Consider the following 24774-nt stretch of genomic DNA (forward strand, 5'->3'; position numbering starts at 1 on the left):
AAAAGAATATAAAATGTCACAATTCAGAAGTGCCGATTGGTTTGGAAAAACAGGTAAAATGGGTTTTTTATATAGAAGCTGGATGAAAAACCAAGGCATGCCGGCCGATCTTTTTGACGGGCGGCCTGTTATCGGCATCTGTAACACATGGTCGGAACTTACGCCTTGTAATGCCCATTTACGTGATCTGGCCGAATCTGTTAAACGTGGAGTTTTTGAGGCCGGCGGTTTCCCGGTGGAGTTTCCTATCATGAGTTTAGGCGAAACTTTGCTTAAACCGACAGCCATGCTTTTCAGAAACCTGGCCAGTATGGACGCCGAAGAATCGATCCGCGGCAACCCGATAGATGGGGTTGTGTTACTAACCGGCTGTGATAAAACCACACCATCTACCATGATGGGAGCTGCAAGCGTAGGTTTGCCCACTATAGTGGTGCCGGGCGGGCCTATGCTGAACGGGAAATACCGGGGCACAGATATCGGATCGGGCACGGCAGTATGGAAGTTGACCGATGACCTTAAAACCGGTAAAATAACCAACGACGAATACCTGGCTGCCGAAAGCTGCATGTCACGAAGTGCGGGCCATTGCATGACGATGGGTACCGCCTCTACCATGGCCTGCATGGTCGAGTCCTTGGGAATGTGCCTTTCGCAGGCTGCGGCTACCCCGGCGGTCGATTCAAGGAAAAAAGTACTGGCACAGCTATCAGGCAGGCGTATTGTTGAAATGGTAAAGGAGGGATTAACCATATCGAAAGTACTAACCCGTACCGCCTTCGAAAACGCCATTAAAGTAAACGCCGCGATAGGAGGCTCTACCAATTTCATTATCCATCTTACAGCAATTGCCGGGCGTATCGGCGTAGACTTATGCCTTGACGATTTTGACAGGCTGGGCAGTAAAATACCCCTGCTGCTCAACCTGATGCCTTCTGGTAAATACCTGATGGAGGATTTTTACTATGCAGGCGGGATGCCGGTTGTATTGAAAGAACTGAGTAAGGAGCTGGATCTGGATGCGATAACAGTAACCGGTAAATCGCATGCCGAAAATATAAAAGATGAAGGCATCTGCTATAATAATGATGTTATTGCAGGTCACGATAGCCCCATCATCCCCGAGGGGGGTATTGCCGTTTTAAAAGGAAATCTGGCCATTAACGGCGCGGTGATCAAACCTTCGGCAGCTACACCATCGCTCATGCAGCATACCGGCAGGGCCGTGGTTTTTGAAACTATTGAAGATTATCATGCAAGGGTTGACGAACCTGAACTTGATATTGACGAAACCTGCGTAATGGTGTTAAAAAACGTTGGCCCGGTAGGCTACCCGGGTATGCCCGAGGTTGGTAACATGGTATTGCCCAAAAAACTGCTGGATAAAGGGATTACGGATATGGTGAGAATCTCAGACGGACGCATGAGCGGCACGGCTTATGGCACCGTTGTGCTTCACGTTTCGCCGGAATCGGCCATTGGCGGTAACCTGGCACTTGTGGAAAACGGCGATCTGATCCGCCTTGATGTACCCGCCAGAACGATAGACCTGCTTGTAGATGAGGCTGAACTTGAAAAACGGAGGCAGTTATGGAAACAACCTGCTTATCATACCGACAGGGGCTATGTGTCCATGTACCAGCGCCACGTGCAGCAGGCCGATAAAGGAGCCGATCTTGACTTCCTGGTAGGTAACTCCGGATCTGTTGTAACCCGCGACTCGCATTAAATTAAGCTGATAACGATGACCATACTTGTACTCATCCTTGGCATTTTATTACTTGTTGCGCTGATAACCTGGGCAAAGGTGAATGCTTTTCTTGCCTTTATTATTGTGGCGCTGCTGGCGGGCTGTTGCTTCGGCATGCCGTTTACAGCGGTTATTGCATCAGTAAATAAAGGGCTGGGCGATACATTAGGATCAGTAGCAATTATTATAGTGTTAGGTGCCATGCTGGGTAAACTGGTTGCCGAAAGCGGTGCGGCCCAGCGTATAGCCCATTTTATGCATGGTTTGTTTGGTGCCCGGTATGTAAGCTATGCCATGGCCCTTACAGGTTTTATTGTGGGAATCCCTTTATATTATAATGTAGGGTTCATACTGCTGGTGCCTATCATTTTCTCGGTTGCTTCCAGTTATCGTTTGCCGCTGTTATATGTGGGTATGCCTATGCTTACGGCTTTATCGGTAATGCATGGTTTTTTACCGCCGCATCCTTCGCCAATGACACTCGTCAGTGTTTTTCATGCAGATGTAGTAAAAACATTTGGCTACGGGCTCATCATCGCTGCTCCTGCTATCATTATAGCAGGGCCCATATTTTCAGCTACTCTCAAAAAGATAGGCCCCAATGGCCTTCAGTTTGCCGGTAGTTCGGTCAATTTGCCTGCCGATGAGTTACCGGGCATTGTTAACAGCATATGCTCATCCCTTTTACCTGTTGTGCTGATTGGTGTGGCTTATTTGCTGCCCGTACTTTTTGGTGAAACATCTTTTATAAAAAATATAGCATCATGGCTTGCTGAACCAATTATTGCTATGCTGGTAACGATAATTATAAGCACTTACACGCTTGGATTATACAAAGGCAGGCCATTAGCAAAAATAATGGATGCTTATGTATCGGCAGTAAAAGATATAGCTATGGTGTTGCTCATTATTGGCAGCGCCGGCGCATTAAAGCAGGTATTTGTAGATAGCCATTTAAGTGATGCACTTGCCGGCATGCTGATTAACAGCACTATGCATCCCTTATTGCTTGCCTGGCTTGCCACGGCTTGTTTACGGCTTTGCCTGGGCTCGGCCACGGTGGCGGGTGTGACTGCTGCAGGTGTGTTATTCCCGATAGTTCATCACGCCGCCATTAATACCAATTTGCTGGTGCTGGCCATAGGGGCGGGGAGCCTGTTTGGCTCACATGTAAATGATACGGCTTTCTGGCTCTGTAAAGAATATTTCAGGTTATCGGTCAAGGAAACACTTCGCTCATGGACAGTGATGGAGAGCCTGGTATCTGTAATAGGGCTTGCGGGCGTGCTGCTGTTAGATTTTTTGCTATAAACAGATTATACCTATTAAAAGTATTAAACCAATTCAAACCAAAAAACCTGCGTAACATGAAGAAAAAACTATACTAAAATCAAAAAAACGGCAGCAAAAGCGCTGCCTGGAACATGCCCTTTCTCCATTACCAATTTTTGAGAAGGAAGTAGAATTAAGATTAACCAATTGAATTAAACCTAAAATTATGGAAAAAAAAATCAAAGCATCTGGAATGATGCTGTCCAGTGCAATAAGTGTTCTTTTTACACTTATGTGTGCAGCGGATGTACGGGCAGAAAATGCCGTCGGTGCGCGAATCAGCGTCGAAATTAATGTACAAACAGTTACCGGTAAAGTGCTCGATGAAAAGGGTAACCCACTTGCCGGCGTTAGTGTAAGCGAAAAAGGTACTAAAAACGGTGTTGTGACCGATGTAAATGGTAACTACCGGATCCAGGTAGCTACAGATAATGCAGTGCTGTTATTCAGCTATGTAGGCTACAACCTCAAAACTGAGCCCGTGAACGGACGCAGCACGCTGAACGTTTCGCTCGAGCCAAAATCAACCGCCATCAGCGAGATTATTGTAACGGCCTTAGGCATCAAGCGCGAATCGAAAAAGTTAGGTTATGCTGCCGAAAACGTACGTGTGGGCGAAATAACCACCAACCGTTCAACCAACTTTGTCAATTCGCTTGAAGGTAAGGTAGCCGGTTTGGATATCTCTCCACCGGCAAGCGGCCCCGGCGGCAGTACCAAGATCAGGCTGCGCGGGCAATCAGCCTTTCAGGGTGATAATGCACCGCTGATCGTATTAAACGGTCTTCCATTATCGCAAAGCCCCTCAAGCACCAACGGTTATACACAGTCGGTGGATCTTGGTGATAATATGCAGCAGATCAACCCCGATGATATCGAAACGATGACGGTATTGAAAGGTGCAACGGCGGCAGCGCTCTACGGTTCGAGAGCGAGTAACGGCGCGTTGATCATCACCACCAAAAGCGGTAATAAAAACAGCGGCATCGGTATTGAGTTCACCTCAAACTTTACACAAAACCAGGCATTGGATTTTACCGACTTTCAGTACGAATACGGGCAGGGCGAAAATAACGTACGCCCCAAAACACAGGGCCAGGCCCAAAGCTCAGGCGCATGGAGTTTTGGCGAAAAATTTGATAACGCGCCTACTTACCAGTTTGATGGCGTGCAACGTCCTTACGCGCCCGAAAGAAACCGTATCAGCAAATTTTTCAGGCTTGCCAATGCCTGGACAAATACCATTGCATTTTCGGGCGGGAATGATAAAGGCAGCTTCAGATTTTCTTACTCTAACCAGGACGCGCAGGGTATAATACCCAATAATGATTATCATAAAAAGATCTTCAACCTTGGGCTCAACTACAACTTTACCCCCAAATTGTCGGCCCAGATTTATGTGAATTACGATCATGAAAATAACAACAACCCACCGGTAATTGGTATCCAGGGATCGTCGGTCACCAATTATATCTATCGTTATTCTAACTCGGTTAGTTTGGATGTACTAAAAGCAGCTGCGGTTGATGCCAACGGCAACGAAACGCCTACATCACGTTTCACTACCCTTACCAACCCGTACTGGATCATGAACAAACAATTTACAAAGCAAACCAAAGACCATCTTTTAGGTACTGCAACCCTCCGATACCAGTTTTTTGACTGGCTTTATTTACAGGGCCGCGTTAATATGGAGTACAGCACATCGTATTATGAGCAAAATTCACCAACCGGAACCCTGGCAAATGCGGCTGCGCCGGTTGGCCTTTACAATGGTAGCTATAACTCCAATGATAATACCTACCGCGCACTAAATGCCGACTTTTTACTGGGCGGCGGCCATAAATGGGGGCCATTTTCTTTTGATGCCACCGTAGGCGGAAATACTTTTCCATCTTCATCACAAGGATATACTGTTACCGCTACCAACTTTTATGTAAGAGACTTTTATACGCTCGGAAACGGTGTAACCAATACATCTGCCTTTGCAGTTTCCAAATCAACGGTAAACTCGCTTTATGGTACCGCCGAATTTGGCTATAAATCTTATTTATTTTTAAACGTAACCGGCCGTAATGATTGGTTCTCTGTGCTGAGCCCTGAGCATAACCATTATTTTTATCCCTCGGTAAGCGGCAGTTTTGTTTTTTCGGAGTTTTTAAAAAATCCGCCTTCATGGCTCAACTTCGGAAAAATCAGGGCTACTTATGCCAACGTGGGTAGTGCAAACGGCATCAGTCCTTACAGCAATTCGCTCACTTTCGCGCTTTCGCAAAACTCCTTCAACGGCATTCCGCTGGGGAGTATTAATAACGTAACCACGCCAAACCAGGCAATTAAACCTTATAGCGTAAAAGAAAAGGAAATCGGGCTTGAATTGCGCATGTTTAACAGCAGGGTAAACCTGGATGTGGCAGTATATGACAAACATACCACTAACCAGATTTTAAGTGTTGCCATCTCTAACGCATCGGGCTATACCGGCACCATTGTAAACCTTGGTGAGTTGCGAAACCGCGGTGCCGAGTTTTTGCTGGAATTGGTACCCATCAGGAAACCGAATTTCAGCTGGCGTTCGGCGTTTAATACTGCTATAAATACCTCAAAAGTTTTGGCGCTGGCCAACGGTCAAAAACAACTGACGCTGGGTACAGGAGAGTTCTTCGGTTCTATTGTTGACCAGGTAGGCCTTCCCTTAAACCAGATCCAGGGTTCAACTTACCGCCGGGATGCCAATGGTAAGATCATTGTATCGGGCGGTAAACCGGTAGCGAGTACATTACCGGCACTTTTTGGCAGTGCATTGCCCAAAGCAACAGGTGGTTGGGTAAATACATTCACCTATAAAAGGTTTACCCTGATGGCTCATATTGATTATAAAACAGGCGGTAAAATACTATCGAGCTCTAACCTGAACTTCCTACGTGAAGGTTTGTCGAAAGAATCGCTGGTGGGCAGGGAAGGAGGCGTAACCTTTGATGCGGTTAATGCCGACGGTACACCAAACACCACGGCCGTGAATGCTGAAGATTTTTATGCCAATTACCGCTCACAGGGCATCCTTGATCCTTTTATTTACAAATCAGACTTCATCAAATTAAGAAACGTTTCGGTTAGCTATGATTTTTCCAAGATGATGAAAGCTAAGTTTATTAAAGGGTTGGTGTTATCAGCAGTTTGCCACAACGTGCTCGTCATCAAAAAGTATACACCTAATATCGATCCGGAAGCAATTTCATCAAGCGGTGATATTTTAACAGGTTATGAGCAAAGCTCGCTGCCTACAACACGCACTTACGGCTTAAACCTAAATGTAAAATTTTAAAAAAGAACAATCATGAAAAAATATATAAAGATCATATTGTCGGCAGCCTGTCTGTTTTCGGCAGTAGGTTGCGATAAGGGGTTTAGAGATCTCAATGTGAACCCCAACAGCACAACCAGTCTCGATCCGGTGTTCCTGTTTTCCAATGCCGAAGTTTTAACTTATGCAGCGTTGATGGAAACCGAGCCAACCGTTGTTCAGCAGTTTATTGATCCCTTTGGAGGTGTAACATCGGCATTTAATTTTAACGTTTTAAACCAAACGTATACCGTTATGCGGTGGAATAATGCCTATCCCAACAGCATAAAATTGCTTGAACACATTTTACCCGCCACCAAAGCGGATGCATCAAAATCTAATTTATATAATGAAACCCGGATTTTGAGGGCGTATAATTATATGATGCTGGTAGATACCTATGGCGATGTGCCTTACAGTAATGCAGGGCAGGCTTATCTCAATTCGGTTTTCCAGCCTAAGTACGACAAGCAACAGGATATTTATGCCGACCTGGTAAACGAATTAACAACAGCCACGGCAGCTTTAGATGCCGGAAAAGATGTTGTTAAGGGGGATGTGTTTTATGCCGGGAGTATTCCGCAATGGAAGCGCCTGGGTTATTCGCTGTTACTGCGGATAGGAATGCGCTATTCCAAAACAGACGCGGGCAAGGCAAAAACTATTGTGCAGGCGGCCGTTGCCGGAGGCGTGATGCAATCTAATGCCGATAATTGTTTCCTGAAATATAACAATACTTATCCTAACCCGGTTACACAGCAAATTCAGCAATTAACCAATACCTATTATCTTGCCGAACCATTTGTTAACCAGTTAAAAAATACCGGCGACCCGAGGCTAAAATACATCGCGGCCATGTATGCCGACCCCGGGAAGGCCTTATCTCTTGCACCGGATACAACATCGGCCAACCAGTTTGGCCTGCCAATAGGTTATGATAGCGGTACATTACCAAGTGCACCCGGTTTTCGCGGCGTAAGTGGCTCCGGCTTTAAATATTCGCAGGTAAATTACAGTGTTTTTGGTAAAGTTACTGCCCCGCAATTTTTTGTAACCTATGCCCAAACGCAACTGTTATTGGCCGAGGCCGCTTTCAGGGGATATATCACCGGGACGGCAAGCACCTACTATAATAACGGTGTAAAAGCGGCCATGGATCAATTTGCCAGCTACGATGCTTCGGCGGTAATTAGCAGCGATGCCGAAAATGCTTATTTAAATAACCCGTTAAATGCATACAATGATGCCAACGCGCTGAAACTGATCAATACGCAGTATTGGATAACTTCGTTTGGAAACGGCGCCGAATCATGGGCCAATTTCAGAAGAAGCGGCTACCCGGCATTGTCGCCAAACACCTATCCAGGCAAGCAGATAAAAGGCAGTTTTGTGCGCAGGTATACCTACCCGCAAACCGAATCGGCCATTAATGCCGATAATTACAGGGCCGCTGTGGCCAGCATAGGTGGCTCAGACGATTTGGATACACCTGTGTTTTGGGATAAATAATACCCCCTGGTTAATATAATTCAATGCCCTGGCACCGGTTTGGTGTTGGGGCGTTGCTTTTGACAGGATTAAATAAAGGAGGGTAATCGCGACATTTTCAAGACCCAATCATTAGCTGGGTTTCAACTTTAAATATTACCACCACTGTAACTCCAGATTTGCTTTTAATCTCAAAACTACCTCCCAGCTGTTTGCTAAGCGCCTTCATCATCTCCATTCCCAATGATGCCGTTTCGGTTAAATTAAAATTGGGAGGCAGCCCCTTGCCATTGTCGGCAATACGCAAAGTAATGGTTTCGGGTGCCGATAATTGAGCGTCAATAAGTATTTCTCCGCCATCTTTCCCGAATGCATATTTAATGCTATTGGTGATGGCTTCATTTAATATGAGACCCATGGGCACGGCCTGGGATATATCAAGATTCACCTGGTCCAGATTTTCTTTAAACCTGATTTTCCGGTGTCCACAATCATAGCATGTGTAGAGGTATCTAACCAAATCGGTGATATAGTCGGCCATAATAATAGTAGCCACATTCGTTTTACTATAAAGCTTTTGATGAATGATCGATATGGCCTGTACCCGGTTTTGGCTATCTCTTATAGCATCCCTGGCGTCGGTATTTTGTAGATAGGCTGATTGCGTATACAGCAGGCTCATCACAATTTGGAGGTTATTTTTAACCCGGTGATGAACCTCACGAAGCAGCCATTCTTTTTCGGTGAGCAAATCCTGCTGACGACGTAACAGATCGTCCTTATCCTGAAGCAGGTTTTCTTTTTCATTTAGTAACAGGAAAAGTGAATTGTTCTGGGCGTTTATCTCTTCCTGTTTTATTTTTAGTTTAAAATTGCTGCGCTGTTTGCTTCGATAAGCCTGGTATAATACTCCGGCCAATATAAAACCAACTAATACGCCTGCAAAAGTGATATTTCGTTGCTGATGGATTTTTTCGAGGTTGTTTTTTTGTATTGTGGATTGATTATTTAGTTCCTGGATTTTCTTATCCTTTTGTGCCGATAAATATTTCGTTTCAAGTTCATTGATTTGTTTACTTGTTGTAACACTGGTAAGAGAATCTTTGATGATTTTTATTCGCTGAAAGCCTTTCAATGCCGCCAGTAAATCACCCTTGGCCGAATCGACCATGAATCGGTGCTGATAAATGGTCATTTTTGAAAGCACCGACATTTTACCTGTTGACAGCGCTTCCAGCATCTTCAGTTCATCGCTTAATTTTCCCCATTCTTTGGTAAGCAGGTAATGCTTAGGCAGCGGATCGTAGGCGGCAATGACCTGAATTTTGTTTAACGGTAGATGTATTGCGCCAAACTGCGGTAAGCTATGAGCAATTACTTACCGGTCAAGTCGCGTCTGTATTAGATAAAACCTTGGACAATCTGCAACAATTGATCTGAAATTGTTATCATCACTGTTTGTGCCCAAGCTTTATTATAGCCTTCAAAAAATCTTGCTTTCGAACCCTGAGCCCACAAATTATGGAAAAGCCCCGCATTTAAGCGATCAAACCGACTCGATTAAAATCGTAACCAATTATGAATGCTGATCGCCAACCCAGATCTGTTTTTATATAAGAAGATGTCAATTAGAAGACTGAAATATCTGACACATTTAGATAGTGATCAAGAACGCTCTGATGATTTATAGATTTGGTGGTTAATATCTGAAATTATAAAAAAAACAAGGTGTTAGATTTTAATCTTAAAAAGATCACTCTTCATTTAGGATTGCTTTCACTGAAAATTTAAAACGCTCGTTAGGTAGATTTCGATTAAGTATTCTGATTATCAAATAGATATTGAACGTTGCAGAGTCAATAGACCATGATTTTACCGTCGAACACTTATTTGATAAGCTGCCGTTAATAAATTAGGCCTTGATCTTTTAATACAGACCTGATCGTTCTTTTTCGCTTGATATTTTTAATCTTGATTTTAATCTACAGATAATATTATATAATTTCTATAGAAATAGTAGTATTTATCAAATCTTTTTCTACATTTGTGCCAGTAAACAAAATCACTACCATTAAATAGTTTAAAAGCAACCACCATGCAACCCGAACATTTACTCAAAAACGGCTTTGCTAAACATCAATTACCTGCTACTGCTTTTACCTGCTGTTGTACTTCTTGTTGTTGCTGTTAATAAGGCAACATTGGGAGTTTCTCCCTTCCTTTTAACCTGTTTTAACTAAACAGGTTCCCGATCAATTTTTAATTAACAGGTGCTTATACCGGTAATGCGGACCGCTATAAGGTGCCTATGCTATAATCACTTAATCAGATTTTATCATGACCCTTAACGACGTTTCCCTCATCGGGAAGAAGGTATTGGTGGGCATTATTGTAACCATCATCCCTTTCATTATCATCTTCGGAGGCCTGTGGCTTGGTCGCAAATTGCTTGATAGAGCGCCAAAGGCTAAAACCTCACAAATTGTTCAACCTCAAAACAGCAATGCCTCATGAAACTGGAAGAATCAACCAAAAAGCAGATCATCAGAAACGCCTCGTTGAGCCTGTTTCTGTATATCCTGCCTATCGCGCTCATGTTTGGCACGTTTGCCATTACCGGTCAGCGGCCATGGGAAAAGAAACAGCATCAGCATAAACAGGAAAACACAGTAAAAACTAAAACTTCAAACCAGCAAGACAATGATTGAGCAGATAAAACAAGTAATAGATAACCTTAACGGATACGGATTTTCCGTTTTGACGCTGGTATTAGGCGTACTCGAATTTTCATTCGGTTTATACAAAAAACGTTGGAATACCAATGAAAAATGGGTGGATATTGCCTGCTTTACCATACCTAAGCTGGTAGTAAGGCCTTTGGTAGCTTATTATAGCCTGTTGGCATTACCGGCTTTGTTACCAACCTTAAAAAACACGTTTGATTGGGTGCCGTTTTTATGGGGATGCGCCATCATTGCAGTGGCCGATGATTTGACCCAATACTGGTATCACCGCCTGCATCACCAGGTGCCATGGTTATGGCGTTTCCACCGTACGCACCACTCGGCATCGTACATGGGTATGGCTATGGCCAGCAGGCAAAATATCATTTACACGCTGTTCTTTTCGCAAACCTATTTAACCGCGGCTTTGGTTTATCTTGGTTTAGGTATCCCGGCGCTGGTTGTAAAAGGTATTAAGGGCACTATTACCACGCTGGCGCATTCAAGCATCCCCTGGGATAAACCTTTTTACCAGTATAAAATACTACATCCGCTGGCCTGGATTTTGGAGCGTACCATATCAACCCCGGCAACGCACCATGCGCACCACGCTGCCACTACCGATGATGGTGTAGGCTATTACAAAGGCAATTTTGGTAATATGTTTTTTTGGTGGGATATCATTTTTGGTACGGCACACATTTCACGCCAATACCCTAAAGCTTATGGGATCTCGCACTACGAGGGCGATCAATGGTATGCGCAACTGGCCTGGCCGCTGTTTAAATCGAAAGTTGAAGGCAGCGAATTGGCGGCAGACGGCCCGATGGTAAGGGATGATGTGCCTTTGCAGCCTCACCAGTTATACCGTCCTGACCCTTTAGTTAAAATCGAAGAAGAGCCGGTTGACGCGCAGTTTGAATTACAACCTGTAAAAGCGTAATGAAAAATATAGTACTAATACTGTTTGGGGCGATGTTTTTAGCTGCGTGCGGGCAGCATGAAAAACCGGTAACCGTTGCGGCTATTGCCCAGGTTCCGGGCAGCAAAAAGAAGGTTTGCTGCGAATCGAATTTGCCCAACAGGTTTAAAACAGCAGGGCTGAGCGGTGCGGCGCTTACCCTGCCTGATACTGGCAGCACCCATGCCAACCATGCGGGGATGGTATGGGTACCCGCCGGCACTTTCAGGATGGGGGCCGATAACCAACAGGCCGAGCCTGACGAATACCCCAAGCACGATGTCAGCGTTGATGGCTTCTGGATAGATAAAACCGAAGTGACCAACGCCGAGTTTGCCAAATTTATAAAAGCCACAGGCTATGTAACCACAGCCGAACGCAAGCCCGATTGGAACGAACTGAAAAAGCAAATGCCTCCAGGCACGGAAAAACCTGCGGATAGTTTGCTGGTACCGGCCTCACTGGTATTTGTACCCGCCGATCACCCGGTTAACCTGAACGATTACGCGCAATGGTGGGCCTGGAAAACCGGTGCAAACTGGAAACATCCGCACGGCCCCGGCAGTGATATTAAGGGTAAAGATAACTACCCGGTAGTGCAGGTATCCTGGTATGATGCCGTAGCCTATAGCAAATGGGCCAACAAGCGCCTGCCAACCGAAGCCGAATGGGAACGCGCGGCCAGGGGCGGATTGGAAGATAAAGTGTACCCATGGGACAACGAAAAAATAAGCGAAGGGCAACCTAAGGCCAATACTTGGGAGGGAAGCTTTCCTTATAAAAATACTCGGCGCGATAAGTTTTATTACTTAGCCCCGGTAAGCTCTTTCAAACCTAATGGTTATGGTTTGTATGATATGGCCGGGAATGTTTGGGAGTGGTGTGCCGATCTGTACAACAATAACTATTACAAAACATTAGGTACAAACGGTGTGAAGAACCCCAGAGGCGCTTCAAAATCGTACGATCCGGATGAGCCTTATGCCATAAAACGCGTAGTACGCGGCGGATCATTTTTGTGTAACGATAGCTATTGCTCGGGTTACCGGGTATCGCGCCGCATGAAAACCACCGAAGATAGCGGGATGGAGCATTTAGGTTTCCGTTGTGTTAGTAACTAAATTAAATACCCCGAATTAAATAATTGACCTGCCTGCTGAACGCAAGGCACAAACAGAAAGGAACATGAAACGATAATATTTACCTACCGCAAATAAGGGAAAAGCATTGCTTTTCCCTCCGGATCAAAACAACGAAACAGGGATCGATTGGCGTTGAGCCTGTTTCATGGTGTCATTTTAATTAATCAAATCTATGCAAAATATTGCAAAGGCGGGAAAAGGCTATGCGTTGCCTTTTGCCCGGCAGGCAGCACCCTTTACGCTGCAAATTATTGAGGAAGCTTTTCATCCGCAGCAATTACACAGGCCGTTTTACACGGCAAACCAGTCGGCAGAGTTTTCAACCTTTAACAACCTGTCGACATGAAAAAACTTTTATTAATTCCGTTTTTATTGCTGATAGGTTTACCATTGTTAACTATCGCGCAGCAAACCCAACCTACCATTAACTCGCATTTGGTTGGCCGTGTAATTGACAGCGCCACCCGCGAGCCATTGCCCGGCGCGGTGGTTAAAATTCAGGGTACTACGCACGTGGTATCTACAGATATCGAGGGCAAATTCAGCTTTATTACCGGTCAGAAATTCCCTTATAAGCTCATCATTACATTTACCGGCTACGAAAAAAAGGAATTCGTTGCCGATGGTAGCCCGGTAGAAATTAAATTGAAAGATGCCCAAACCCAGTTAAACCAGGTGGTTGTAGTGGGTTACGGTTCGCAAAAACGTAAGGATATTACGGGATCTGTCGCTTCAGTACCGGCGCTGGCCCTGAAACAACCCATCCCATCTTTAGATAGGGCATTGCAGGGTTCAGTATCAGGTATCCAGGTTACACAAGCCACCGGGCAACCGGGCGCAGGTGTTACCGTACAAGTGCGCGGTGTAAACTCCATTAATGCCGTTGCCGAACCATTGTATGTTATCGACGGTTTCCCAACATCTAACAGTAACTCATTAACCGATGCTGGCGTAACCAACGGCCCTAAAATCAATCCGCTGGCATCCATCAATACTTCAGATATTGAAAGTATAGAGGTGTTAAAAGATGCATCGGCTACCGCTATCTACGGTACGCGTGGTGCCAACGGTGTAATTATCATCACCACTAAAAAAGGCAAAGCGGGCGTATCATCTATTAATTACGATGGCAGCTTCGGCAGGCAGGAAGTGATCAAAACTTTATCTTTATTAAACACTAACCAATGGGAAGCCCTGCGTAACGATGCTTTGGTAAACACAGGCAAAACCGCCCAAACCGAAGCCCAGCTTAATCCTTACGGAGCCAATACCGACTGGCAGGCGGCAGCTATCCGCAAAGCGAACTCGCAGAACCATAGCCTTTCGATATTTTCCGGAACAGAACGTACAAGATTGGCATTTTCGGGCAACTACTTAAAAAGGACGGTATCCTGCAAAATACCAATTTTGAACGCTACGCAGGCCGTGTGAATGTAGAGCATGATTATAACGATAAGTTGAAGATCTCCTCATACATTACCGGCAGCCGCACTACCGCGCAAATTGCGCCACAGGGCGTTGTGCCAGCTATTTTATTGATGACGCCTACCACGCCGGTTTATAATGCCGATGGTTCGTTCTTCGTGAAAAACGTATTTGAGGGTACTTATGGTAACCCTATCAATACACTCTATAATCAAACCAACCGCACTACTACAAGCCGCATTTTAGGCAATATCTCGGGCGATTATAAGATCACCGAAAACCTGACCGCAAGAGTATTGGCCGGTGTTGATATCATCGACAATAAACAAAACCGCTACCTGCCTGCCACCGTTTACGAAGGTTCCGGTTATTCGGGCTTAGGCGAGGTTGGTACGCTAAACTCCTTTAACTGGTTAAACGAAAATACGCTTACCTACAACAAAAAATTCGGCAAGCACTCGTTGAATGTGTTGGCTGGTTTTACACAGCAGCAGTTTAAGGCTGAGGGGGCTATCACAGGTTCATCGGGTTTTGTGAGCGATTACGATACGTTCAATAACCTCGGTTCGGGCAGCGTTACCTCGGTATCGGGAAGCGGTTTCGCTATCGCGCCGGCTACCACATCAAATGTATGGGCCTTGAAATCATACCTGGGCAGGATTAATTATGGTTTTAACAGCAAATACCTGTTAACCTTAACCCTACGTGCCGACGGTTCGTCGAAATTTGCTCCTGGTCACCAATGGGCATCGTTCCCTTCGGCGGCTGTGGCCTGGAATGCTTCGAGCGAGGATTTCCTGAAAAACGTAACGGCTATTAGCCAGTTAAAACTACGTTTTAGCGCGGGGCAGACAGGTAACAGCGATATCCCTGCTTATCAGTCGTACTCGCAATTGGGTTACTATCGCTATAACTTCGGTAACTCCACAGTTGCAGGTTTTGCACCAAACAGCTTATACAATCCTAACCTAACCTGGGAAAAAACCAGCCAGTACGATTTCGGTTTCGACCTTGGGTTGTTTAAAGACCGTATCAGCATAACGGCCGATATCTACTATAAAAAAACAACCAACCTGCTGCTTTACCTGCCCTTGCCTGCAACCAGCGGTTTAACCATCATTACCAATACGGCCATCACCAATCCGCAGCAATATGAAAACGTGGGTTCGGTACAGAACAAAGGTTTCGAGATCGGTATCAACTCGCATAACCTTACCGGTGGCTTTGTTTGGAATACCAACGTGGTATTCGCGGTTAACCGTAACAAGGTGTTGAGTTTGGGTGGTAATGGTGTAAACCAGTTCATCCCCGATTCATCGCTGCCATCTATACTTAAAGTTGGCGAGCCCATAGGTTCATTTATCGGCTACAAAACCAATGGCCTGATCCAGGCCGGCGGACCGGTACTTACCCCGGCAGCCAATACGCAACCAGGCGGACAAAACTATGTGGATATTAACGGCGATGGTAAAATAACCCAGGCGGCAGATAGGGTGATCCTCGGTAATTCGCAGCCGAAGTTTACCGGCGGTATTACCAATACCTTCTCGTTTAAAGGTGTTGATCTGAGTGTATTTGTACAAGGTTCATATGGTAACAAGATCTACGACCAGCAGCGCAACACCCTTGAACTCGGTACAGGCTACACCAATGCAACTACAACCTTGCTTAACCGCTGGACACCTACCAATACAGCAACAGATGTACACAGCGCCTACCAGGATCCGGCACCAACCATATCCGACAGGTTTGTGGAAAACGGCTCATACCTGCGCCTTAAAAGCTTAAGCTTAGGCTATACCTTCCCGCAATCGGTATTGTCAAAATCGCCTATCAAAAAGGTGAGGATCTATGCCAATGCACAAAACCTGGCAACGTGGACCAAGTACACCGGCTACGATCCGGAGGTGAGCAGCAACGAGCAATCGGCCATTACTTCGGGTGTTGATAACGGGGCATATCCTAACAACAAATCATTTATTGTGGGTATAGGTATCACCCTGTAACCAATAACCTTTGATTTTTTTAACATGAAAACTAAAAATATAAAATATTGGGTTTTACTGGCAGCTTTGGGCGTGGCTTCATGCGCCAAGCTTAACGAAGACCCGCGATCATTTATCCCGGCCAGCCAGTTTTACAAAACACAGGCCGATGCCGTGGCGGCCGTAACTGCCGCTTACTCGCTGCTTAACGCGGGCGCAAATAGTGTGCAAACTCCATACAACACCCTTTTTAACACGGGCATGAACTTTATGGCCGATGACGAAGGGCCGGGTCCGGGGGCTACTAATGCCGATGTGCGTTCGCAAGCGGTTTTGGGCCATTCGGCTTCAGGGTTACGCATTTTGCAGATCTGGCAGCAACATTACGCTGCCATCAAAAAAGCCAATATCGCTATTGATACTATTCCTGATATAAAATTTGATGCTACCCTGAATAAAAGGCTGGTAGCCGAAGCCAAATTTTTAAGGGCGCTGTATTATTTTAATTTGGTGCGATTATATGGTGATGTGCCATTGGTACTGCACGATCAAACTTCCATTAACCTGGCCGATTTGCAACTGCCACGCAACCCCGCGGCAACAGTTTACACGCAGATAGAAACCGACCTGACCAATGCCGCTGTAGACCTGCCCAACAGCTACACTGGTGCCGACGTTGGCCGTGCAACCGCGGGTGCTGCAAACGCCCTGTTAGCCAAAGTTTATTTAACCGAACGCAAATGGGATAAAGCTGTAACCCAGGCTGAAACTGTAATTAACGGTCCTTACGGTTATGACCTTTTTGCCAATTATGCCGATGTGTTTTTACCGGCTTCCGAAAATGGTAAAGAGCATATTTTTTCGGCGCAGTTTAAATCAAACTCACAAGGGCAGGGTAATAACCAGGCGCCGCGCTCGGTGCTGAACGGAATCCCCGGCATGGTAGGCAGCTATGCCGACCAGGTAGTGTTTTATTCGGTACCCAATGCTACCAAACCAGGCGGTGTTGATAAATTCTTCAGCATTTACAAACTGTATCCGGCTAATGACAAGCGCAAGCGTGTAAGCTTTGTAACCCGTTTTCAAAGCCCTACAACCAACCTGTGGTATGGCAAGCTGAACGATCCAACTATCGCCAACGATTCTATCCCATTCTTCAATAAATACTACGATCCAGGCGTGGCCGCTAACGAGGCTGAATCGGGCGCCAATGTGCCTATCATCCGTTTCTCGGATGTATTGCTGATCCATGCCGAGGCTGAGAATGAGCTGAACGGGCCCACTGCTAAAGCTTATGCCTCAGTTAACCGTGTACGCAGACGCGCCGGACTGGACGACCTGACCGGGTTGGATCAGAACTCATTCCGTGACGCGGTTTATTTAGAGCGCCGTTTGGAGTTTGTTTTCGAGTATCAACGTTGGTTCGATCTCATCCGCGAGCGGGATGCATCGGGTAAAGGAATACTGGAAGCTGCCCTGCTTAAAGTTGGCAAAACCAATGTGAGCAAAGGCGCGGCGGGTAAGTTTTACCTGTTCCCGATACCGCAGCAGGAGATTGATAACAGTAATGGTAAGCTAACGCAGAATCCGGGCTGGCAGTAAGCAGCAAATGAAACTCGCAAATTCAAGCGTGTGGTCGGGGCTTTCACCATAGGTGTTCGGAAGAGATAAAAAGCGGGGGGGAGAGAATGTGCGATTCCCTCCCTTGGGAGGGTGTAGGGGGGGGGTACGCCCTGCAAACCAACTATGCAAGGCGCATAAACCCCTCCCTGCCACTGCACAAACCAACCGCACCCCTCCCGAGGGAGGGAATTAAAAAATCTACCGGACAGCTATGGTGTTTTCACCGCACCACATGATCTAAAGAAGTAACATTAATTGAAACGACAACAACATGCCCCGAAAGCGGTGCGGTGAAAACACCGACCACGGGCTCTAAATCTCTATGAAAAAGATAACCATATTCCTGCTCATCCTCGCCGCCTTAACCGGCCGGGTATCAGCACAAAGCGCCCCCATCGAAAGCGGCTCGCACGGCATCGACCCTCGGGTTTGCGAAGCCGTGTTCCAGGTACTTGACAAGTACATGACAACCTTCAATGCCAAAGATCTGAAGGGCTGGGAGGATACCTACCAGTTCCCGCACTATAGGCTGGCAGGCGGCAAGATGTCGGTACTGGAAAAGGCCGGTCTGCGCGATTCTGCCAAAGTATTTGGCGAATTGCAAAAGCAAGGCTGGGACCATAGCCAGTGGGACCACCGCAATATTGTGCAGGCCTCGGCAGATAAGGTGCATGTGGATACCCGCTTTTCGCGCTTTAGGGCGGATGGCAGCCTGATAGGGCATTATGAATCACTATACATTTTAACCAAAGAAAATGGCCGCTGGGGCGTAAAATTCCGCTCCAGTTATGCCGAATAAAACCTACTATAACATGAAAACAAAAAAGATAACCTTGTTCCTGTCGCTTGGCCTGCTTGCAGCAATTACGGCCAAAGCGCAAAACGGACAAACACCGGTATTTGGCGGCACGGTGGGCAAAACGCTTGATGATTCGAAGGAGTGGTGGCCCGAGCCTCATAAAGCGCCCGCCGGCGCGCCAAACGTATTATGGATCATTTTGGATGATGTTGGCTTTGGGGCCACGAGCACCTTTGGCGGCATCATCAAAACTCCAAACTTTGGTACGCTGGCCAATAATGGTTTGCGTTACACCAATTTCCACACGGCGGGTATTTGCGCGCCAACGCGGTCGGCCCTGTTAACCGGGCGTAATCATCATTACGTGCATGAGGGTGGGTTTTCGCACGTTACCCTATCGGCAGGGTTTCCGGGGTACGACGGCCGGATCCCATCGGATAAGGGGACTATTGCCGAGATTTTGCGCGAGAATGGTTACAACACCTTCGCGGTGGGTAAATATGGTTTAACACCAGATGAGGATGCCACCGATGCCGGTCCGTTTGACCGTTGGCCTACGGGTAAAGGTTTTGATCATTTCTTCGGGTTTTTAGGCTCGGCAACCGATCAGTACAAACCCGATCTGGTAGAGGATAACGCTCATGTAACACCGGATGGTCGTCATCTTACAGATCAGATCACCGATAAAGCTATTTTTTACCTAACCCGCCAGCACAAAGTAGCACCCGATAAACCATTCTTTTTATACTATGCGCCGGGAGCAACCCACTCGCCGCACCAGGTAGCCAAAGAATGGAGCGACCTGTACAAAGGCCAGTTTGATAACGGTTGGGACGATTTCAGGGAGAAAGTTATCGCAAGGCAAAAGCAATTGGGCATTATCCCTAAATACGCCAAACTACCCGAGCGTAACACCCGCATCCCGGCCTGGAAATCATTACCGGAGGCCGAGAGAAAACTGTATGCTCGCTTTATGGAGGTATATGCAGGTTACTTAACCTATACCGATCATGAGGTTGGCCGTTTAATTAACCACCTGAAACAAAGCGGCCAGTTGGATAACACCCTGGTGTTTGTAATTATTGGCGATAATGGCGCGAGTAAAGAAGGTACGGCTCATGGGGTGATCAATCCTAAAAAGAACTCGCCTAAACTGGCTACCGAAGAGGCTTTCCTGAAAACTAATATCGAGGATATTGACGATATAGGCACACCGCAGGCCAGCACCAATTACCCGCTGGGCTGGGCGCAGGCAGCTAACACACCGTTTAAATACTGGAAACAGGATGCCAACTCGGAAGGTGGTACCCGAAACCCGCTTATTGTTTATTATCCTAAAGGCATTAAAGATAAGGGCACTATCCGCACCCAATACGGCCACGTGATTGATGTGCTGCCAACTACTTTAGAGTACACCGGCATCAAATTGCCTGAATATATCCGTGGTATTAAACAGGATACTTTGCAGGGCACTTCATTGGTTTATTCGTTCGATCATCCCGAAGCAAAATCGAAACATGTGTTACAGCACTATTACATTTTTGGTTCGAGATCAATTTATAACGATGGCTGGAAAGCCGAAGCTGCGCACCATCCGGATAATGTGGAGCTGGGCGATTTTAAAGTAGGGCAGAACGTACCAGATAAAAGCTTTGATGAGGATACCTGGGAACTGTACAACCTGAACGAAGATTTTAACGAGCGTATCGACCTCGCCAAAAAATACCCCGAAAAGTTAAAAGAACTGAAAGCGGTATTTGAAGCGCAGGCGTAGAAAAACAACCTGTACCCATTTATTGATTGGTACGATGTATACCGCCAGCGCATCCACAAAAACTATAAAAAGTAACCAATAAGCCCATTTTATCATGAAAACTTATCAACGAATTGCTGCACTCTCAGCCTTAGCCCTCGCATTTGGCGGGCGGGCCTCTGCGCAATTGCCACAGGTAAAGGTAACTGCTGCCAACATAGCACCGATAGAACCGGCCAATTACAAAGGCGTGGAAGGTAAAACCCTTGCCGAATCAAAAGAGTGGTGGAACAAACCCCTTAAAGCCCCTAAAGGTGCGCCAAACATAGTATGGATTTTACTGGATGACGTAGGCTTCGGCGCTTCGGGAACTTTTGGGGGATTGATCAGTACGCCTAATTTTGATACGCTGGCTAACAACGGCCTGCGTTATACAAACTTCCACACGGCAGGTATTTGCGCGCCTACACGTTCATCATTATTAACCGGGCGTAACCATCACTATGTGCACATGGGTAACTTTGCCCATGCTTCAACAGCGGCCGGTTTTCCGGGCTATGATGGCCGTATACCACCGGATAAAGGCACCATTGCCGAAGCTTTGAAAGCGAACGGCTACAGTACCTTCGCGGTAGGTAAATGGGGCGTGACGCCGGATGAGGATACAACTGCTGTTGGCCCGTTTGACAGGTGGCCAACCGGTAAAGGTTTTGATCACCATTTTGGATTCCTCGAATCGGCAACCGATCAATATAACCCGCCGCATTTGGTGGAGGATAATTTCCACATCAAACCCGATGGCCGCAACCTGAACGAGCAGATCACCGATAAAGCCATTGCTTATATCGATGCCGCCCATAAAGCCGCGCCCGATCAGCCTTTCTTTTTATACTATGCGCCGGGCGCAACCCATGCCCCGCACCAGGTAAGCCATGAATGGAGCGACCTGTATAAAGGAAAGTTTGATGAAGGCTGGGACGTGTACCGCCAAAAAGTATTCGAAAACCAGAAAAAGGCGGGCTATATCCCTGCTTATGCCAAACTGCCCGAGCGCAACGAGCGCATTAAAGCATGGAACAGCCTCCCTGCCGATCAGAAAAAACTGTACGCCCGTTTTATGGAGGTTTATGCCGGATATCTTACTTATATTGATAACCAGGTTGGCCGCGTGATCAGCTACCTGAAAGCGTTGGGCCAGTTTGATAATACCCTGGTTTTTGTAATGATTGGGGATAATGGCGCCAGTAAAGAGGGGACAGTTCACGGTGTGATCGATCCTAAAAACTCTGCAGCAACCACACTTGAAGCTGATTACATCAAAAAGAACGAAAGCGATTACGAAACCATCGGCACACCCGAGGCTTCAACTAACTATCCTTTAGGTTGGGCACAGGCAGCTAATACGCCATTTAAATACTGGAAATCTGATGCCGATGCCGAAGGCGGCACCCACAACCCGCTGATTGTTTACTACCCGAAACTAATCACCGAAAAAGGTGGGATCCGCACGCAATACAGCCATGTTTCGGATGTATTCCCTACTACTATTGAGGCGGCTGGTTTAAAACTGCCGGAGTATGTTAAAGGCATTAAACAGGATACTTTGCAAGGTAAATCTTTCTTCAGTTCGTTCAATAACGCGCAGGCAAAAACCTTGCATACACAGCAATACTATTACATTTTCACCTCAAGGTCTATCTACAAAGATGGCTGGAAGGCCGAGGCTGCACACCGCCCGGACAATGTTGATCTATTAAACTTCCCGCAGGGTAAAACCATCCCTGAGCGTAACTACGATAAAGATGTATGGAAGCTTTACAACCTGAACGAGGATTTTAATGAGCGTAACGACCTCGCCAAAAAATACCCTGAAAAACTAAAAGAGCTGAAAGACCTGTTTGATGCCGAGGCCAAAAAGAACCACATCTATCCGTTTATCGACCGCGACGATATCAATAACAAACGAATCCACAAACTCGAAAACAATTGATCATGAAAAACTTAAAAATTGTTTTACTCGCCTTGCTGATAATTGTTACCGGCGGAGTAAAAGCTCAATCGCCAAAACTATTATCACTTGAGGCTTTTGCAACAAAACTGAAACAGGCTAAAGAGCCACAGATATTGGATGCCCGTTCGGCAGAGGAATTTGCACAAAACCATATTAAAGGCGCTACTAACGTCGATGCTAAAGCTGCCGATTATCAGCAGAAATTAGATGCTTTGGATAAGGGCAAGCCAACTTTTGTGTACTCAATAGCGAATGGCAGAAGCACCGTGCTTTCGCGCGAATTAAGGGCGAAGGGTTTTAAAGATGTGGAAGAATTGCCGGGTGGTTTGGCCAACTGGATAGGTTCGGGTTATCCTATTATCTCAACCACCAAAAAAGGCGTTTCGCTATCACGAAGTCAGTTTAATGAACTGGTAGCTTCATCACCGGAGGTTTTGGTTGATTTTGGATCGAAGTACTGCGGGGCTTGTAAAAAGCTGGTGCCTGTGTTGGATTCTTTGAAAGCTAATAAAGCTTTTTCACCTAAAGTGATCAGCATTGAGGTTTATGATAACACCAGTCTGACCAAAGATTTAAAGGTGAATGTGTTACCAACCTTGGTGCTATATAAAAAGGGTAAAGAGGTTTGGAAAAAGCAGGGTTTTTCATCAACCTTCCAGGTTATCGCGGCTACAGAATCGGCAAAAAGCCCGCTGGCGGTTAATGGTAAATAAAAGCAGTTTATGTTATTCAAAAAAATCGGCTACATAATCATCGCCATATGTTGCACGGGGCCTGTATTGGGGCAGGCCCCAATACAAAAGCCCAATATCGTGGTCATCCTGGCCGACGATATGGGCTTTTCTGATATCGGCTGTTTCGGCTCGGAGATCAGCACCCCCAACATAGACAGGCTTGCCCGCGAAGGTTTGAAAATGACCCAATTTTATAACGCGGGTAGGTGCTGCCCCTCGCGTGCGGCCTTGTTAACCGGCCTATACCCACACCAGGCAGGAGTAGGGGATATGGTGAAATATAAAGGTTCGCCCGCTTACCAAGGCTACCTGAACGAGCACAGCGCTACAATTGCCGAGTTATTGAAAGAGCAGGCTGGTTACAATACCATCGTATCCGGGAAATGGCACGTGGGTTTGCAAAAATCAGCCTTAGCGTATAACCGGGGTTTCGATAAATCATTCACCATGCTCAACAACGGAAGTAGCTATTTTAACTCGGCACCGTTGTATAATGATGGCAGCAAGATCACTTTTATGCTGAACGATAGGGAAATCACCCGCAACGATACCTCGAAATATTTAACCCGCGCCATTACCGATTTTGCCATCAAATCATTAGATGAGATAAAGGATGAGCAAAAGCCTTTCTTTATGTATGTGGCCTACAACGCCCCGCACTGGCCCATCCAGGCCCTGCCCGAAGATATCGCCAAGTTTAAAGGCCAATACCTGAAAGGCTGGGACGTATTGCGTAAACAACGCTATGAAAAACAGTTGACCCTCGGTATCATCAAAAAACAATGGGCATTATCTCCCCGCGATAAACGCGCGCCGGCATGGGATTCTCTATCCGAAGAAGAAAAAGAAAAATGGGACACCCGCATGGCTATTTACGCCGCCATGGTTTACCGGATGGATGCCTGTATAGGGGAGATCCTCACCAAGCTTAAACAACTGGGAAAAGATAAAAACACCATTATCCTTTTTGCATCCGACAATGGCGGCAGTGCCGATGAGGTAAAAAGCTTATCAACAGTGATCCAAAAAAATGGTGAACCTGGTTCAGTAAATTCGATCGATAGTTATGAGATCCCCTGGGCTAACGTAAGTAACACCCCGTTTAAACTATTTAAACGCAATACCCACGAGGGTGGAATAGCCACGCCTTTAATCGCCTGGTATCCACGTCATGTTAAAGCGGGAAGTAAGAACAACAGTGTAGGGCATTTGATCGATCTAATGCCTACCTGCCTGGAACTTGCCGGCGTAATTTATCCCACTCAATTTAAAAACAGGGAACTTACTCCTTTAGCTGGCAAAAGTTTGCTTAACACCTTTAAAGGAAAGCCTGTTTCCGGTAACCAAACGCTGTTTTGGGAACACGAGGGCAGCCGTGCCATCCGCAAGGGAAAATGGAAACTGGTAGCTGAGCCAAAGCAGGCCTGGGAATTATTTGACCTTGAAGCAGACCGTTCTGAAATGAAGGATCTGGCGACGAAATATCCTGCAAAGGTTATTGAACTGCAGAAGGAATATCTGGCCTGGGCAAATAAGGTCGTCGTGGTTGACTGGGAGACGATAAAGGGCTTGTAAATCAATTGGCTTAAACACCTCTTGTCTTGTAATTTTGTTACGATACGATGGTCGTTAACGTAAACATCATTTTTAGGCTAAGTTGCTACGCAACCTTACAAGAAGCCCCGATGCCATTCTTGATTTGTTA

The 24774-nt window shown here is 46.2% G+C and carries 18 protein-coding genes; 17 read left to right on the forward strand and 1 reads right to left on the reverse strand.

The window, feature by feature from the left end; all coding sequences use genetic code 11:
- Window positions 1-13: 13 nt before the first annotated feature.
- The 4 genes from HYN43_RS07305 to HYN43_RS07320 all read left to right on the forward strand — a co-directional run bounded on the left by HYN43_RS07305 (window position 14) and on the right by HYN43_RS07320 (window position 7934).
- Window positions 14-1729 (forward strand): IlvD/Edd family dehydratase, encoded by a 1716-nt coding sequence (locus HYN43_RS07305; protein ID WP_119408816.1) that lies wholly within the window; start codon window positions 14-16, stop codon window positions 1727-1729.
- A 15-nt stretch (window positions 1730-1744) separates the two neighbouring features.
- Window positions 1745-3061: a gluconate:H+ symporter gene (locus tag HYN43_RS07310; RefSeq protein WP_119408817.1), complete on the forward strand. Its 1317-nt coding sequence runs from the start codon at window positions 1745-1747 to the stop codon at window positions 3059-3061.
- Between the two features lie 187 nt (window positions 3062-3248).
- The gene (locus HYN43_RS07315) at window positions 3249-6407 is read left to right on the forward strand and encodes a SusC/RagA family TonB-linked outer membrane protein (protein ID WP_119408818.1); all 3159 of its coding nucleotides are present in this window, start codon (window positions 3249-3251) and stop codon (window positions 6405-6407) included.
- 12 nt (window positions 6408-6419) lie between these two features.
- Window positions 6420-7934 (forward strand): SusD/RagB family nutrient-binding outer membrane lipoprotein, encoded by a 1515-nt coding sequence (locus tag HYN43_RS07320; RefSeq protein ID WP_119408819.1) that lies wholly within the window; start codon window positions 6420-6422, stop codon window positions 7932-7934.
- A 97-nt stretch (window positions 7935-8031) separates the two neighbouring features.
- On the opposite strand, the gene HYN43_RS07325 is transcribed toward HYN43_RS07320, so the two are convergent.
- Window positions 8032-9153 carry a sensor histidine kinase gene (locus tag HYN43_RS07325; protein WP_119408820.1) on the reverse strand — a complete coding sequence of 374 codons (1122 nt, stop codon included), beginning with the start codon at window positions 9151-9153 and terminating at the stop codon, window positions 8032-8034.
- A 1097-nt stretch (window positions 9154-10250) separates the two neighbouring features.
- Between HYN43_RS07325 and HYN43_RS30220 the strand changes: the two genes are divergently transcribed.
- The 13 genes from HYN43_RS30220 (at window position 10251) to HYN43_RS07380 (ending at window position 24644) form a co-directional block, all read left to right on the forward strand.
- Entirely contained in the window at window positions 10251-10427 is a 177-nt protein-coding gene (locus HYN43_RS30220) for a hypothetical protein (RefSeq protein ID WP_162996356.1), read from the forward strand.
- Complete coding sequence (locus tag HYN43_RS07330; RefSeq protein ID WP_119408821.1) at window positions 10424-10621, forward strand: hypothetical protein; 198 nt, start codon at window positions 10424-10426, stop codon at window positions 10619-10621. Before HYN43_RS30220 ends, HYN43_RS07330 begins: the two co-directional genes overlap by 4 nt.
- Complete coding sequence (locus HYN43_RS07335; protein ID WP_119408822.1) at window positions 10614-11579, forward strand: sterol desaturase family protein; 966 nt, start codon at window positions 10614-10616, stop codon at window positions 11577-11579. Before HYN43_RS07330 ends, HYN43_RS07335 begins: the two co-directional genes overlap by 8 nt.
- The gene (locus HYN43_RS07340; protein ID WP_245447182.1) at window positions 11579-12718 is read left to right on the forward strand and encodes a formylglycine-generating enzyme family protein; all 1140 of its coding nucleotides are present in this window, start codon (window positions 11579-11581) and stop codon (window positions 12716-12718) included. Before HYN43_RS07335 ends, HYN43_RS07340 begins: the two co-directional genes overlap by 1 nt.
- Window positions 12719-12911: 193 nt before the next feature.
- Window positions 12912-13085 carry a hypothetical protein gene (locus tag HYN43_RS30225; RefSeq protein WP_162996357.1) on the forward strand — a complete coding sequence of 58 codons (174 nt, stop codon included), beginning with the start codon at window positions 12912-12914 and terminating at the stop codon, window positions 13083-13085.
- On the forward strand, window positions 13082-14170 hold the full coding sequence (locus HYN43_RS07345; protein ID WP_119408823.1) for a TonB-dependent receptor plug domain-containing protein: 1089 nt from the start codon (window positions 13082-13084) through the stop codon (window positions 14168-14170). The genes HYN43_RS30225 and HYN43_RS07345 overlap by 4 nt, the downstream gene beginning before the upstream one ends.
- Window positions 14167-16170, forward strand: a complete 2004-nt coding sequence (locus HYN43_RS07350; protein ID WP_245447184.1) for a SusC/RagA family TonB-linked outer membrane protein — start codon at window positions 14167-14169, stop codon at window positions 16168-16170. Before HYN43_RS07345 ends, HYN43_RS07350 begins: the two co-directional genes overlap by 4 nt.
- Before the next feature lie 24 nt (window positions 16171-16194).
- A complete protein-coding gene (locus tag HYN43_RS07355; protein ID WP_119408825.1) occupies window positions 16195-17751 on the forward strand; it encodes a RagB/SusD family nutrient uptake outer membrane protein in 1557 nt (518 codons plus the stop codon).
- Window positions 17752-18094: 343 nt separating this feature from the next.
- Window positions 18095-18571, forward strand: a complete 477-nt coding sequence (locus tag HYN43_RS07360; protein WP_119408826.1) for a hypothetical protein — start codon at window positions 18095-18097, stop codon at window positions 18569-18571.
- Between the two features lie 13 nt (window positions 18572-18584).
- Complete coding sequence (locus tag HYN43_RS07365; protein WP_119409301.1) at window positions 18585-20345, forward strand: arylsulfatase; 1761 nt, start codon at window positions 18585-18587, stop codon at window positions 20343-20345.
- Window positions 20346-20439: 94 nt separating this feature from the next.
- The gene (locus HYN43_RS07370) at window positions 20440-22314 is read left to right on the forward strand and encodes an arylsulfatase (RefSeq protein WP_119408827.1); all 1875 of its coding nucleotides are present in this window, start codon (window positions 20440-20442) and stop codon (window positions 22312-22314) included.
- Window positions 22315-22316: 2 nt separating this feature from the next.
- On the forward strand, window positions 22317-23048 hold the full coding sequence (locus HYN43_RS07375) for a thioredoxin domain-containing protein (RefSeq protein ID WP_119408828.1): 732 nt from the start codon (window positions 22317-22319) through the stop codon (window positions 23046-23048).
- A 9-nt stretch (window positions 23049-23057) separates the two neighbouring features.
- The gene (locus HYN43_RS07380) at window positions 23058-24644 is read left to right on the forward strand and encodes an arylsulfatase (RefSeq protein ID WP_119408829.1); all 1587 of its coding nucleotides are present in this window, start codon (window positions 23058-23060) and stop codon (window positions 24642-24644) included.
- Window positions 24645-24774: the final 130 nt, after the last annotated feature.

The sequence above is a fragment of the Mucilaginibacter celer genome, from assembly GCF_003576455.2.
Classification (GTDB): Bacteria; Bacteroidota; Bacteroidia; order Sphingobacteriales; family Sphingobacteriaceae; genus Mucilaginibacter; species Mucilaginibacter celer.

Excerpts from the sequence above, each read along its gene's own strand:
- HYN43_RS07305 (WP_119408816.1), top strand. The coding sequence starts at position 14 with ATGTCACAATTCAGAAGTGCCGATTGGTTTGGAAAAACAGGTAAAATG.
- HYN43_RS07310 (WP_119408817.1), top strand. The coding sequence starts at position 1,745 with ATGACCATACTTGTACTCATCCTTGGCATTTTATTACTTGTTGCGCTG.
- HYN43_RS07315 (WP_119408818.1), top strand. The coding sequence starts at position 3,249 with ATGGAAAAAAAAATCAAAGCATCTGGAATGATGCTGTCCAGTGCAATA.
- HYN43_RS07320 (WP_119408819.1), top strand. The coding sequence starts at position 6,420 with ATGAAAAAATATATAAAGATCATATTGTCGGCAGCCTGTCTGTTTTCG.
- HYN43_RS07325 (WP_119408820.1), bottom strand. The coding sequence starts at position 9,153 with ATGCTGGAAGCGCTGTCAACAGGTAAAATGTCGGTGCTTTCAAAAATG.
- HYN43_RS30220 (WP_162996356.1), top strand. The coding sequence starts at position 10,251 with ATGACCCTTAACGACGTTTCCCTCATCGGGAAGAAGGTATTGGTGGGC.
- HYN43_RS07330 (WP_119408821.1), top strand. The coding sequence starts at position 10,424 with ATGAAACTGGAAGAATCAACCAAAAAGCAGATCATCAGAAACGCCTCG.
- HYN43_RS07335 (WP_119408822.1), top strand. The coding sequence starts at position 10,614 with ATGATTGAGCAGATAAAACAAGTAATAGATAACCTTAACGGATACGGA.
- HYN43_RS07340 (WP_245447182.1), top strand. The coding sequence starts at position 11,579 with ATGAAAAATATAGTACTAATACTGTTTGGGGCGATGTTTTTAGCTGCG.
- HYN43_RS30225 (WP_162996357.1), top strand. The coding sequence starts at position 12,912 with ATGCAAAATATTGCAAAGGCGGGAAAAGGCTATGCGTTGCCTTTTGCC.
- HYN43_RS07345 (WP_119408823.1), top strand. The coding sequence starts at position 13,082 with ATGAAAAAACTTTTATTAATTCCGTTTTTATTGCTGATAGGTTTACCA.
- HYN43_RS07355 (WP_119408825.1), top strand. The coding sequence starts at position 16,195 with ATGAAAACTAAAAATATAAAATATTGGGTTTTACTGGCAGCTTTGGGC.
- HYN43_RS07360 (WP_119408826.1), top strand. The coding sequence starts at position 18,095 with ATGAAAAAGATAACCATATTCCTGCTCATCCTCGCCGCCTTAACCGGC.
- HYN43_RS07365 (WP_119409301.1), top strand. The coding sequence starts at position 18,585 with ATGAAAACAAAAAAGATAACCTTGTTCCTGTCGCTTGGCCTGCTTGCA.
- HYN43_RS07370 (WP_119408827.1), top strand. The coding sequence starts at position 20,440 with ATGAAAACTTATCAACGAATTGCTGCACTCTCAGCCTTAGCCCTCGCA.
- HYN43_RS07375 (WP_119408828.1), top strand. The coding sequence starts at position 22,317 with ATGAAAAACTTAAAAATTGTTTTACTCGCCTTGCTGATAATTGTTACC.
- HYN43_RS07380 (WP_119408829.1), top strand. The coding sequence starts at position 23,058 with ATGTTATTCAAAAAAATCGGCTACATAATCATCGCCATATGTTGCACG.